Source organism: Pseudomonas sp. M47T1, assembly GCF_000263855.1.
Taxonomy (GTDB): domain Bacteria; phylum Pseudomonadota; class Gammaproteobacteria; order Pseudomonadales; family Pseudomonadaceae; genus Aquipseudomonas.
Genome location: NZ_AJWX01000009.1, coordinates 66,737 through 80,062 on the forward strand (window position 1 = coordinate 66,737; position 13,326 = coordinate 80,062).

A 13,326-nucleotide genomic window follows, 5' to 3' on the forward strand; every position below is an offset into this window, starting at 1 on the left:
GTACCTGTGCCGGTGTCAGTCGCGAAGCTGGCGGGCCATCTTGGCGATCACGCTCAACACGTCCTTGCCCAACTGCGCCGAACGCTTGCCCGACCAGCCGGTGACCGCGTCGGGGTTGTCGTCGTGGTCCTTGAACGGCATTTCCAGGGTTAACGACAGGCAATCGAATTTCGCCCCCACGGCGTTACAGGCCAGGGTCATGTTGGCCTGGCCCGGTTCGTCGCGGGTGTAGCCGTGCACCTGCTGGAAGTCGGCGGTCTGCTGGCACAGCAGGTCGCGAAACTGCTGTTCCAGGCCGGCAATGCGCGGTGTGTACCCGGGGTTGCCTTCACCGGCGGCGGTGAATACGTGAGGGATTTCCTCGTCACCGTGCACATCCAGGAACAGGTCCACGCCATGCTTCTGCATCTGTTGCAGGGCAAAGAACACCTCAGGGCTGAACTCGGCACTGGCTTGCTGCCAGGCGCGGTTGAGGTCCTTGCCCATGGCGTTGGTGCGCAGGTGACCGTGGAACGAGCCGTCGGGGTTCATGTGCGGGATCAGGTACAGGTCGGCTTCGGCCAGCAGGGCATTGAGCTCGCTGTCGTCGTGCAGCGCCAGGCGCTCGATCACGCCTTCCATGAACCACTCCGCCATGTGCTCGCCGGGGTGCTGCTGGGCAATGATCCACACCTTGCGTTTGCCGGGGGCGCCATCGCCCTTGCGCAGCAGTTGCAGGTCTCGGCCTTCGGCGCTTTTGCCCACCGCCAGCAATTGCAGGCCGGCATGGCTGACCGCCTGGTTGATCAGCCAGTCATGGCGTTCACGGCTGTAGGGCTCGAAGTAGGCAAACCAGGCCTGGGCCTGTTCGGGCTGGAAATGGATGGTCAGGGCCTGGCCGTCGAAGTGGCTGGGCACGCGGAACCAGGTGGCCTGGTCGTAGGAGGCCACCGCGTTGTAGCCGGACCAGGCGTTTTTGTAGGACGATTGCCCGGCATTGCTCAGGCTGAATTGGTACTGCTCGCCCGGCACCAGGCCATGGACCTTGAAGTGAAACCACTGGAAATGGTCGCTGCGGGTATCGGGACGGATCGCCAGGCGCACCTGGCTGGCATCGCTGGCGTCGAGCACCTGGATATTGCCGCTGTCGAAATCAGCGCTGAAGGTCAGGGGGGCCACGGCCATGTTCGCTTCCTTATAAGGTGTTGTACGGTCGGTACTCTACACCCAAGCGCGACTAGCGTCAGATCCAGCCGGCCAGCCCGCCCACCAGCAAGGCGCCGACCACGGCCATGACCCAGCCCAGCAGGCCGCCGTGGCGGCGCCGGTGTTGGTACCAGCCGCCGCGGCCCAGGTGGCGCGCCGCTGCCAGCAGTTGCCGCCAGCGCAGTTCGGTGCCGTGGAAGGCTTGCAGGTGCGCGGTGTTGGCGTCCAGCCAGCGGCGGAAGTCGATGCGTTCGCTGGCGGTGGTCTGCGGGTTCTGCAGTTTCACGTACCAGGCGCTGGCGGCCTGGCTGCCCGATTGGCTGCGGCACTGCTCCAGCGCCTGCAGCATTTCCTTTTCCACCTGGGCCACGCTGATGTCAAGGCGCTGGGCGATGGCGGGGTAGGGCAGGTTATCCAGGCGGCTGAGCAGAAACACCTGCACTACCCGCCGAGGCAATTTTTTCAGGCGCAGGTACAGCGCGTCCTGGCCCTGGTCGACCGGTTGGGGTTGGAAAAGGTTGTGCAAGGGCGTGAGCAGATGGGTCATCGAAACGTCCTCCTGGCCACCAGGGGCCTGGTCGATTGCGGGCTGCGGAAGCATCCGTGATGGGGGCGTCTTCCTTGACGCTGCCGCAGCTTAGTGTTTTTGAGAGTGATTCTCAAGTGCTAAATTGCCTTCCTCAGGCTAAGCCGCTGATTTGCTAGCGTAAAATTAGCGAAGAGGTGCTTCCTTCTGGCAGAAGTCCTTTGCTATCATGCGCGCCATCGAATTCAAGCAACACCCTTCTTCATTAGCCTGAAGAACCAAAAAAAAGACCCGGCAAAAAGCCGGGTCAAAAACCGTGATTAGCCTGATGAGGAGATAATTCGAAAGTCCGACCTAAGGCCTTTCGGATTACCCAACCGATCTCGCGATCAGTTGTCTCAATAATAATCGTTATCATTTGCAAGTCAAATGATTTCTCGCCTTCCTGCCGAATTTTTTTCGAGTCAGTCCAGCGGCAATTCCGTGGTGCGTTTCACCTCGCTCATGGCGATGTTGGAATGCGCCTCCTGCACATGCGGCTTCTGCAACAGGTGGTCGCGCAGGAAACGTTCGTAGGCCGCGATGTCCTGGGCCACCACCTTCAGCATGTAGTCCATCCCCCCCGCCATGGTGTAGCACTCCAGCACCTCGGGGTAGCCGGTGATCGCCTCTTCGAATTCCGCCAGGTAGCGCCGGCCATGCCCGGAGAGCTTGACGTTGACGAACACGGTCATGCTCAAGCCCAGCTTTTGCGGGTTGAGCAGGGCCACCTTGCGTTCGATTACGCCTTCTTCCTGCATGCGGTGAATGCGGCGCCAGCAGGGCGATTGCGACAACTCCACGCGCTCGGCGATATCGGCGGCTGACAGGTCGGCGTCGTGTTGGATCAGGCGCAGAATGCGACGGTCGAGTGCGCTAAGCTTGGACTGCATGATCAATTCCCTTTTTTTGTCTTTAGCGAAACGTTCATGCGCCATAACAGCAGAAACGCCCTAATTTAGAAAGAAAAAGCCCCGCTCCCACAGGCATATTTTTAGCCACTGACTGATGAGTCATGGCCGCCATAAAAATAAGCAGGAGTGCCGCATGTCCCTAGCCGACGTCCGCCTGGACGACAAGTATCGCCTCGCCACCGGTCACCTTTACCTCACCGGTACCCAGGCGCTCACGCGCCTGCCCATGCTGCAAAAGCAGCGTGACGAGGCCCGTGGTCTCAACACCGCCGGGTTCATTTCCGGTTACCGTGGTTCACCCCTGGGCAACCTCGACAAGAGCCTGTGGGACGCTCGCGACTACCTGCAACAGAACGCCATCCACTTCCAGCCTGGTGTCAACGAAGAGCTGGGCGCCACCGCAGTGTGGGGTAGCCAGCAGGTCAACCTGTTTCCCCAGGGCAAGTACGACGGCGTATTCGCCCTGTGGTACGGCAAGGCGCCTGGCGTGGACCGCTGCGGCGACGTGTTCAAGCATGGCAATTCGGCCGGCGTTGCGCCGCTGGGCGGCGTGCTGGTGCTGGCCGGTGATGACCATGGCTGCAAGTCTTCCACTATTGCCAGCCAGAGCGAGCACGCGTTCATCGCGGCGATGATTCCGGTGCTCAACCCCAGCAACGTCCAGGAAATACTCGACTACGGCATCATCGGCTGGGAGCTCTCGCGCTACAGCGGTTGCTGGGTGGCCATGAAGGCCATCGCTGAAAACGTCGACTCCTCGGCGGTGGTCGAAGTCGACCCGCTGCGCATACAGACCCGCGTGCCCGAGGACTTCCAACTGCCTGAAGACGGCCTGCACATTCGCTGGCCCGACCCGCCCCTGGCCCAGGAAGCGCGGCTCAACACCTACAAAATCTATGCGGCGCGGGCGTTTGCCCGGGCCAACCAGTTGAACAAGGTGATGCTCGACTCGCCGCAGCCGCGCCTGGGCATCATCACCACAGGCAAGTCGTACCTGGACGTGCGCCAGGCCCTGGAGGAATTGGGCCTGGACGAGACGCTGTGCGCCCAGGTGGGTATTCGCCTGCTCAAGGTGGGCATGAGCTGGCCGCTGGAGCCGGTGTCGGTGCACGACTTCGCCCAAGGCCTGGATGAGATTTTGGTGGTGGAGGAGAAGCGCAGCGTCATCGAAGACCAGCTCACCGGCCAGCTCTACAACTGGCCCGTGGACAAGCGCCCGCGCGTGGTGGGCGAATTCGACGAACAAGGGCGCTCGCTGCTGCCCAACCTCAGCGAGCTGACCCCGGCCATGGTGGCCCGGGTCATCGCCAAGCGGCTGGCACCGATCTACAGCAGCCCGCAAGTCGAAGCACGGCTGCGCTTTCTGCAAGAGAAGGAACAAGCCCTGCAGGCACCGCTCCATACTGTGCAGCGCACCCCGCATTTCTGCTCCGGTTGCCCGCACAACAGCTCCACCAAGGTACCGGAAGGCAGCCGCGCGCTGGCAGGCATTGGCTGTCACTACATGACCATCTGGATGGACCGCGAGACTGACACCTTCACCCAGATGGGCGGCGAGGGCGTGACCTGGATCGGCCAGGCGCCGTTCACCGAGACCGCCCATGTGTTCCAGAACCTGGGCGACGGCACCTATTTCCACTCCGGCCACCTGGCGGTGCGTGCGGCGGTGGCCTCGGGTGTCAACATCACCTACAAGATCCTCTACAACGACGCCGTGGCCATGACCGGCGGCCAGCCCATCGACGGCATCCTGCGGGTGGACCAACTCAGCCGCCAGGTGTTCGACGAGGGGGTGCAGCGCATCGCGCTGGTCAGCGACGAGCCGGACAAATACCCCAGCCGCGCCGGCTTTGCGCCCATCACCACCTTCCATCACCGTCGCGACCTGGACGCAGTGATGCGTGAGCTGCGCGAGTTCAAGGGCGTCTCGGTGATCATCTATGACCAGACCTGCGCCACCGAAAAACGCCGGCGGCGCAAACGCGGGACCATGCCCGAGTTGAACAAGCGCGCGCTCATCAACCCGGCGGTGTGTGAGGGCTGTGGTGACTGCGGGGTGAAGTCCGGTTGCCTGTCGGTACTGCCGCTGGAAACGCCCCAGGGCCGCAAGCGCGAGATCGACCAGAATGCCTGCAACAAGGACTTCAGTTGCGTGGAAGGCTTTTGCCCCAGCTTTGTGACCGTGCACGGCGGGCAGTTGCGCAAGCCACAGCTGCCAGGCCAGGACCAGGCCTTTGCTGCCCTGCCCGAGCCGGTGCTACCGAGCCTGGCCAAGCCGTTCAATATCCTTCTGCCTGGCGTGGGCGGCACCGGCGTGACCACGGTCGGCGCCATGCTGGGCCTGGCGGCCAACCTGGAAGGCAAGGGCTGCAGCGTCCTCGACCAGGCGGGGCTGGCACAGAAATTCGGGCCGGTGGTCACGCATATCCGCATTGCCGCCCATCAGGGCGACTTGTTTGCCGTGCGCATCGCTGCTGGCGAAGCCGACTTGCTGCTGGGTTGCGATTTGCTGGTGGCTTCCGGCCCGGATGCGCTGGCAAAACTGAGCCTGGGCAAATCCTGCGCGGTAATCAACAGCCAGCAGACGCCGACCGCCGCCTTTACCCGCGACCCGGACGCACAGTTTCCCGCGGCCGCCATGAGCCAGACGATCGTCGATGCCGTGGGTGCGGACAAGACTCACTGTGTCGACGCCACGCGGCTGGCGGTCGGGCTGTTGGGTGACAGCATCGCCAGTAACCTGTTCATGCTGGGCTATGCCTACCAGTTGGGCCTCATCCCGTTGACGGCCGAGGCCATCAACAAGGCTATCGAATTGAATGCGGTGGCGGTCAAACTCAATCAACAGGCCTTTCTATGGGGGCGCCGTGCTGCTCATGACCTGGCAGCGGTAGAAACGGTGCTCAAGCCCACCAGCCCTATTCGCCAGGCCAACGAGCAACCCCTGGAGCAGCGCCTGGCGGCCAATGCCCTCACGCTTCGGGAGTATCAGAACCAGGCCTACGCCGATGTCTACCTGGCGTTGGTCAGTCGCGTCCGCGAAGCCGAGGCCCGTCTGCTGCCCGGCCAATCGCCGGCGCTGACCGAGGCGGTGGCCCAGTTTGCGTTCAAACTGCTGGCCTACAAGGACGAGTACGAAGTGGCGCGGCTGTACAGCAACGGTGACTTCACCCGTCAATTGCAGGCGCAATTCGAGGGCGATTACCGTCTTGAGTTTCACCTGGCGCCTTCGTGGCTGAACAAGCAGGGCAATACCGCCAAACGCAGTTTCGGCCCTTGGATGCTCAAGGCTTTCGGCATGCTGGCGCCGTTCAAATTCCTGCGCGGCACGGTGCTGGACCCGTTCGGCTACAGCCACGAACGGCGCCAGGAACGCGCGCTGATCGACGCCTACCGGGCCGACATCGATCTGATCCTGACCCACCTCACCCCGGCCAACCGCCATACGGCGTTGAGCCTGGCACGGCTTCCGGAACAGATTCGCGGCTACGGACATGTGAAGGACAGAGCCATCCAGGCCGCGGAACAGGAAGCCCAGGCGCTGCGCAAATGCCTGCGCGATGGTGAGGCGGCGGTGGTCAAGCTGTTCGAGGTCGCTGCCTGATGGGGTAACGAGCGGCCCTGTGGGGGCTGGTTTACCCGCGAGCGTTTACTGCCTCGAAATGACGCTGGCAGCATCGATTTAGCCGCTGCCGCCAGCCTGTGCTGGCCCTCATCCTCGCTGGAGATCACCAGTGTACGTAAGGGCCAGCGCAGCCTGCGGCAGCGGCTACAGAGGCGTTGGCCGAGAATGCCCCATCAGATCCCGCAATGCCTGCTGTTTCAAGGCTGACAGTGGTAACAATGGTCCAGCTCAATGTGCTCCAGAAAGTCTTCATCATGGAACGTCAGGCTAGCGTCACGTCACTCGATCATTGCCATGCAGCTTGCTTTGCAAGGTTAGTCAGGCTCCATTTCAACCAATACGCTGCCCTCGGCCACCATCTCGCCTTCCAGGCAATTCAGCGCTTTGACCACCCCTGCCTGAGGCGCGCGGATGCTGTGTTCCATTTTCATGGCTTCCAGCACCACCAGGGGCGTTCCGGCTTCGATGTGCTGGCCGGCGCTGACCAGCACCCGCACGATACTGCCATTCATGGGCGCGTTGAGACCACCTTGTTGGGTATGGCGGGCGTCGGCCTCGGCGATCGGGTTGACCAGGGTTAGGGGGTAGAGTTCGTCCTGCCAGCGCAGGAACAAGGTATCACCGCGCAAAAAGGCGCTGGCCTCGGCGGCCATGGGTTGCAGGTGGACCACTTGGCGCTGGTCGCGGCAGCGCAGGTGCAGCACCGTTTCACTGGGCAACCCCAGGCGCAGGCCGCTTGCGTGGGACCACGGGTCGTTTCCGGGCGGTTGGGTGGCTATCAGCGCATTGCCAGCCGCTTGCCAGAACGCCTCGGGCAGCGGCGCCGGTGCTGGCAGCAACTGGGCCTGGTGACGGGGAATGAAGCCGGTGTCCAGTTCGGCTTCGGCAAAGGCGGGGTGGCCGATGATGCGGCGCAGGAACGCCAGGTTGGTGCGAACGCCGCCCACGGCGAACTCGTCGAGCATGGCCAGTAGGCGCAGGCGCGCGTGTTCGCGGGTGTCGCCCCAGGCGATCAGCTTGCCCAGCATGGGGTCGTAGAAGGGCGACACGCTGTCGCCTTCGCTGACCCCGCTGTCCACGCGCCGCCCGGGCCCCGGCGTCGACTCACGGTACAGCGCCAGGGTGCCGGTGGCCGGCAGGAATTCGTTGTCGGGGTCCTCGGCGTACAGGCGCACCTCGATCGCGTGGCCGTTCAGGGCCACCTGTTGTTGGTTGATGGGCAGCGCCTGGCCTTGGGCCACGTGGATTTGCCAGGCGACCAGGTCGAGCCCGGTGATGGCTTCGGTGACCGGGTGCTCCACCTGTAAGCGGGTGTTCATTTCCATGAAGAAGAATGCGCCGCGGGCGTCCAGCAGGAACTCCACGGTGCCCGCGCCCACATAGCCGATGGCCAGGGCGGCCTTGACCGCCGCTTCGCCCATGGCTTGCCGCAACGCCGGGGACAGGCCCGGGGCAGGGGCTTCCTCCACAACCTTCTGATGACGGCGCTGGATGGAGCAGTCACGTTCATTGAGGTACAGGCAGTGGCCGTGCCGATCGGCAAACACCTGGATTTCCACGTGCCGCGGTTGCAGCACGTACTTTTCCACCAGCATGCGCGCGTCGCCGAACGATGACTGTGCTTCGCGCTGGGCGGAGGCCAGAGACTCGGCGAGTTCGCTCTCCCGTTCCACCACTTTCATGCCCTTGCCCCCACCGCCGGCGGTGGCCTTGAGCAGCACCGGGTAGCCGATGCGTTCGGCGGCGGCGCGGAAGGTATCCAGGTCCTGGGCGGCGCCGTGGTAACCGGGTACCAGCGGTACGCCGGCGGTCTCCATCAAGGCTTTGGCGGCGGATTTGCTGCCCATGGCGTCGATGGCACTGGCCGGCGGGCCCAGGAAGACCAGCCCGGCGTTGTCGATGGCGCGCGCGAACGCGGCGTTCTCGGACAGAAAGCCGTAGCCGGGGTGAATCGCCTGGGCGCCGCTGGCCAGGGCGGCGGCAATGATCTTGTCGATGTCCAGGTAGCTGTCGCCGGCCTTGCTGCCGCCCAGGTCGACGCGGATGTCCGCCTCGCGGCTGTGCCGGGCGTCACGGTCGATGGCGCTGTGCACGGCCACAGTGGTCAGGCCCATGGCCTTGGCGGTGCGCATCACCCGGCAGGCGATCTCGCCGCGGTTGGCCACCAGCAGGGTGGTGATGGAGGGTGCGCTCATGAATGCGACTCCTGCGTCTGCCAGGTGGGCGGGCGTTTTTCCAGAAAGGCGCGCAGGCCTTCCTGGCCCTCACCGCTGACGCGAATGCGGGCGATGGCGTTTTCGCAATAGCGACGCACCGCAGTGGTGGTTTCACCGTGGGCCACCTCGCGCAGCAGGTCCTTGCAGGCACGCATGGCCTGGGGGCTGTTGAGCAGCAGGTTGTCTATCCAGTGAGCCACCCGCTGTTCCAGCTCGGCGGCGGCGCAAGTCTCGCTGAGCAACCCCAGCTCATAGGCGCGCTGAGCGTCGAAACGCTCGGCGGTCAGTGCGTAGCGGCGGGTGGCGCGCTCGCCAATGGCCTTGACCACGAATGGGCTGATCACCGCCGGCGTCAGGCCGATGCGCACCTCCGACAGGCAGAACTGCGCATCCTCGGTGCCGATGGCCAGGTCGCAGCAACTGATCAGGCCCAGGGCGCCCCCATAGGCAGCCCCCTGAACCACTGCCAGGGTGGGCAGTTTCAGTTTGTTCAGGCTGTACATCAATTCGGCCAGCTCGCGAGCGTCGTCCAGGTTGGTGTTGAAGTCCAGCTGCGCCGATTGCTGCATCCAGGCCAGGTCGGCGCCTGCGCAGAAATGCTTGCCACGGCCACGTATCAAAAGGAAGCGCAGGGTGCCCGCGCTGGCAACCGCCTCCAGCGCCAGGATCAGTTCGCGGATCATCTGGGCATTGAAGGCGTTGTTCTTCTCGGGGCGGTTGAGCCACAAGGTGGCGAAACCCCGTGGGTCGTGTTGCAGTTCGAGGGTGCTGAAGTCGTTCATGATCACATCCGGAAAATGCCGAAACGGCTGGCTTCGATGGGCGCATTGAGCGAGGCCGACAGGGCCAGGGCGAGGATGTCGCGGGTTTGGGCCGGGTCGATGACGCCGTCGTCCCACAGCCGTGCGCTGGAATACCAGGGGTGCGCCTGTTGTTCGTACTGGGCCAGAATCGGTTGCTTGAGCGCGGCTTCTTCGTCAGCGCTGAAACTGCCGCCAGCGCGTTCGCTCTGCTCGCGCTTGACTTGCACCAGCACACCGGCGGCCTGTTCGGCACCCATCACGCCGATCCGCGCGTTGGGCCACATCCACAGCAGGCGCGGGTCGTAGGCGCGGCCGCACATGCCGTAGTTGCCGGCGCCGAAACTGCCACCAATGATCACGGTGAACTTCGGCACCTTGGCGCAGGCCACGGCGGTCACCAGCTTGGCACCGTGCTTGGCAATGCCGCCGGCCTCATACTTCTGGCCCACCATGAAGCCGGTGATGTTCTGCAGGAACAGCAGCGGGATGCCGCGCTGGCAGGCCAGCTCGATAAAGTGCGCGCCTTTTTGCGCGGCTTCGGCGAAGAGGATGCCGTTGTTGGCCAGGATGGCAATGGGCATGCCCTGCAGGTGAGCGAAGCCGCAGACCAGCGTGGTGCCGAACAGCGCCTTGAATTCATCGAACGACGAACCGTCCACCAGCCGGGCGATTACCTCGCGCACATCGAAGGGTTGCTTGGGGTCGGCCGGTATCACGCCGTACAGCTCGTCAGCCGGGTAGAGCGGGGCGATGGGTGCCAGGCATTGCAACCGGCCCAGCTTGCGCCAATTGAGGTTGGCCACGCAGCGCCGGGCAATGGCCAGGGCATGTTCGTCGCTGTCAGCGTAATGGTCGGCCACGCCGGAAATTTTGCAGTGCACGTCGGCACCGCCCAGCGCCTCGGCGGTGACCACCTCGCCGGTAGCGGCCTTGACCAGCGGTGGGCCAGCGAGAAAGATCGTCGCCTGCTCACGCACCATAATGGTCTCGTCCGACATGGCCGGCACGTAGGCGCCGCCGGCGGTGCACGAGCCCATCACCACGGCGACCTGCGGGATGCCCTGGGCGCTCATGTTGGCCTGGTTGAAAAAGATGCGGCCGAAATGCTCGCGGTCCGGGAATACCTCGTCCTGGCGCGGCAAGTTGGCGCCGCCCGAGTCCACCAGGTACAGGCACGGCAGGCGGTTTTCCTGGGCGATGGCCTGGGCGCGCAGGTGCTTCTTCACGGTGAGCGGGAAGTAACTGCCGCCTTTGACCGTGGCGTCGTTGGCGATGATCATGCACTCCACGCCTTCGACGCGGCCGATGCCGGCGATCACGCCGGCGGCCGGCACGGCTTCCTCATAGACAGCATGGGCGGCCAGTTGGCCGATTTCCAGAAACGGCGAGCCGCTGTCCAGCAGGCGGTTGATGCGTTCTCGCGGCAGCAGCTTGCCGCGTGCGGTGTGGCGTTGCTGGGCCTTGGCGCCCCCGCCTTCATGTACCTGAGCCAACAGGGTGCGCAGGGCCTGGACCTGTTCGAGCATGGCGGCGGTATTGGCAGCGAAATCCGCCGCGCGGGGGGTGAGCCGGGTGTGCAGAATGGCCATGGCGGCGCTCCGTCAGCGGGTTTCGTTGAACAGTTCGCGGCCGATCAGCATGCGGCGAATTTCACTGGTGCCCGCGCCGATCTCGTAGAGTTTGGCGTCGCGCAGCAGGCGGCCGGCAGGGAATTCGTTGATATAGCCGTTGCCCCCCAGAATCTGGATGGCCTCCAAGGCCATCTGCGTCGCGCGCTCGGCCGTATAAAGAATGACCCCGGCGGCGTCCTTGCGCGTGGTTTCGCCGCGTTCGCAGGCCTGGGCCACGGCATAGAGGTAGGCGCGGCTGGCATTGAGCTGGGTGTACATGTCGGCAACCTTGGCCTGGATCAGCTGAAATTCGCCGATGCTCTGACCGAACTGCTTGCGGTCATGGATGTAGGGCACTACCAGGTCCATGCAGGCCTGCATGATGCCCGTAGGGCCTGCGCTGAGCACCACACGCTCATAGTCCAGGCCGCTCATCAGCACCTTCACGCCGCCATCGAGTGCGCCCAGGATGTTGTCCTCGGGCACCTGTACATCGTCGAAAAACAGCTCGCAGGTGTTGGAGCCGCGCATGCCCAGCTTGTCGAACTTGGTGCCGCGGCTGAAGCCTTTCCAGTCGCGTTCCACGATAAAGGCGGTGATGCCGTGGGGGCCCTTTGCCAGGTCGGTCTTGGCGTAGATCACGTAGGTATTGGCGTCGGGGCCATTGGTGATCCAGGTCTTGGAGCCGTTGAGCACGTAGTGATCGCCGCATTTGTCGGCGCGCAGCTTCATCGACACCACGTCAGAGCCGGCGTTGGGCTCGCTCATGGCCAGGGCGCCCACGTGCTCGCCGCTGATCAGCTTAGGCAGGTACTTGAGCTTCTGCGCGTGGCTGCCGTTGCGGTTGATCTGGTTGACGCACAGGTTGGAGTGCGCGCCATAGGACAACGCCACCGACGCCGAGGCACGGCTGATCTCTTCCATGGCCACTACATGGGCCAGGTAACCCAGGCCTGCGCCACCATACTCTTGCGGCACGGTAACACCCAGCAGGCCCATGTCGCCGAATTGGCGCCACAGGTCGGCGGGGAACAGGTTGTCATGGTCGATCTGCGCGGCGCGTGGGGCAATCTGGGCGGCGGCGAACGCCTGCACCTGGTCGCGCAGCATGTCGATGGTTTCGCCCAGGGCGAAATTGAGGCTCGGATAGCGCATGGGAAGGCCTGCGTCTGATTGTTATTGAGTGCTTACCTTTACGTTAACGTAAACCTTGGGCAGGTAAGCTGTCAATGTCAGAAACACGAGAGTCAGATACGTTTGTGCCCCAGAAACTGGTGGCGCTGTTCAACACCGTAGCGCACCAGAGTCAGACTGGCCCCCAGCCCTTGACCGACTCCTGCAACAACAACGGGGCGGCCTGCTGCGCAAGGAAGGCAACCGCTGGGTCGCCGACCCGCGGCACAGCCAGGGCCTGCGGTTCAACCCGGCGTTCCTGGCGGCGGTCAATCAGCTCTGCCACTCGGCCGACGTGCTCTACACCGACGGTGGCATGGGCCTGGGCTTCGAGTTGCTGGACGACAGCGACACGCGCTTGCGCCTGGTGCTGACGGCGCCCGACGGGCTGCCGCTGACCTGGCATTTGCGCACGGAGCTGGGGGCAGGGCCGTTGGCGTTGCTGACGCTGCGGGGCTTCACGTTGCCGAAGCAGATCTTTTCTGGCGGCGGATTAGGTAGACGCGCCTTGTGCCTTGGGCGCCGTTACCTTGCTAAAGGCGCAAGGCCCAAACGCCAGAAAGCACTGAGGGGAGCCGAAGCTCCCCTCAAGGTCTTGTTGCTTGCTCTTTTTTTATTATTGAGGGGCGGCCTGTTGTTGTTTTTGGCGACCGTGACCCTTTACCGCGTTTCGTGTGACCCACATCCTGGGTCAAGAGCAAACGTATTTTTTTGAGCGCTGATTCGCCTGTCACCGGTACGTCGCTGCCTCGGGGCAGTTTTGTTGTTCTGTGTACGGTGTGGGGCAAGCCCCGGTGGCGCGTCCTCTCCAAAAAAATCTGTTAGCTTCGCCTCTGCCGCGATTGTTCTTGTTATGCCAGAGCCGTTACGTGTTGTTTTTATTGGGTACTGCTGTTTTATTGTTTTTGTTGTACGAGAGATATAGCAGGTCCCGTGCCAACTTTTCAAAACCCAATGATTTCGGGGCTTTCGCCGTTTTCAGGAAATTTTCACCAGGTTTTCACAACCCAAGGTGTTTCCCTGTTACCCGTTTGTGGGGGAAAAGTGCGGGTGAGGTGACACTTTGTCGCACCCTGTAACGCTCTGTCAAATCCATCCGACCTGTAACCGCCGCGTTTGAACGCCGTCTTGCCGCTGCCGCAGGGCTGCGCTGGCCCGTGTGAACGCTGCAGATTTTCAGCGCCGCACAGGGCTACAGGGCGCAGTGACAAAAGGACAGGGGAATCGCAGAAAGC

Annotated in this window: 8 protein-coding genes and 1 pseudogene; 2 read left to right on the plus strand and 7 right to left on the minus strand. The window is 63.4% G+C overall.

The features are described 5' to 3' along the window. Positions 1–15 precede the first annotated feature (15 nt). The 3 genes from PMM47T1_RS11985 to PMM47T1_RS11995 form a co-directional block, all read right to left on the minus strand. The gene (locus PMM47T1_RS11985) at positions 16–1,164 is read right to left on the minus strand and encodes a M14 family metallopeptidase (protein WP_008368985.1); all 1,149 of its coding nucleotides are present in this window, start codon (positions 1,162–1,164) and stop codon (positions 16–18) included. A 58-nt stretch (positions 1,165–1,222) separates the two neighbouring features. Continuing rightward, positions 1,223–1,732 (minus strand): sigma factor-like helix-turn-helix DNA-binding protein, encoded by a 510-nt coding sequence (locus PMM47T1_RS11990; RefSeq protein ID WP_043300956.1) that lies wholly within the window; start codon positions 1,730–1,732, stop codon positions 1,223–1,225. A gap of 443 nt (positions 1,733–2,175) precedes the next feature. Further along, positions 2,176–2,643: an Lrp/AsnC family transcriptional regulator gene (locus PMM47T1_RS11995; protein ID WP_008368989.1), complete on the minus strand. Its 468-nt coding sequence runs from the start codon at positions 2,641–2,643 to the stop codon at positions 2,176–2,178. Between the two features lie 154 nt (positions 2,644–2,797). Between PMM47T1_RS11995 and PMM47T1_RS12000 the strand changes: the two genes are divergently transcribed. After that, on the plus strand, positions 2,798–6,268 hold the full coding sequence (locus tag PMM47T1_RS12000) for an indolepyruvate ferredoxin oxidoreductase family protein (protein WP_008368991.1): 3,471 nt from the start codon (positions 2,798–2,800) through the stop codon (positions 6,266–6,268). A 335-nt stretch (positions 6,269–6,603) separates the two neighbouring features. On the opposite strand, the gene PMM47T1_RS12005 is transcribed toward PMM47T1_RS12000, so the two are convergent. Genes PMM47T1_RS12005 through PMM47T1_RS12020 form a run of 4 tightly spaced genes read right to left on the minus strand, consistent with a single transcriptional unit; the run spans position 6,604 to position 12,073 of the window. Then, positions 6,604–8,484, minus strand: coding sequence for an acetyl/propionyl/methylcrotonyl-CoA carboxylase subunit alpha (locus PMM47T1_RS12005; RefSeq protein ID WP_008368994.1), 1,881 nt, complete (start codon positions 8,482–8,484; stop codon positions 6,604–6,606). After that, entirely contained in the window at positions 8,481–9,287 is an 807-nt protein-coding gene (locus PMM47T1_RS12010; protein ID WP_008368996.1) for a gamma-carboxygeranoyl-CoA hydratase, read from the minus strand. Before PMM47T1_RS12010 ends, PMM47T1_RS12005 begins: the two co-directional genes overlap by 4 nt. A gap of 2 nt (positions 9,288–9,289) precedes the next feature. Next, positions 9,290–10,897 (minus strand): carboxyl transferase domain-containing protein, encoded by a 1,608-nt coding sequence (locus PMM47T1_RS12015; protein WP_008368998.1) that lies wholly within the window; start codon positions 10,895–10,897, stop codon positions 9,290–9,292. A gap of 12 nt (positions 10,898–10,909) precedes the next feature. Beyond that, positions 10,910–12,073, minus strand: a complete 1,164-nt coding sequence (locus tag PMM47T1_RS12020) for an isovaleryl-CoA dehydrogenase (RefSeq protein WP_008369000.1) — start codon at positions 12,071–12,073, stop codon at positions 10,910–10,912. Between the two features lie 169 nt (positions 12,074–12,242). Here PMM47T1_RS12020 and PMM47T1_RS29045 point away from each other — a divergent pair. Next, positions 12,243–12,584 (plus strand): annotated as a pseudogene (locus tag PMM47T1_RS29045) (hypothetical protein); the annotation flags it as partial. Positions 12,585–13,326: the final 742 nt, after the last annotated feature.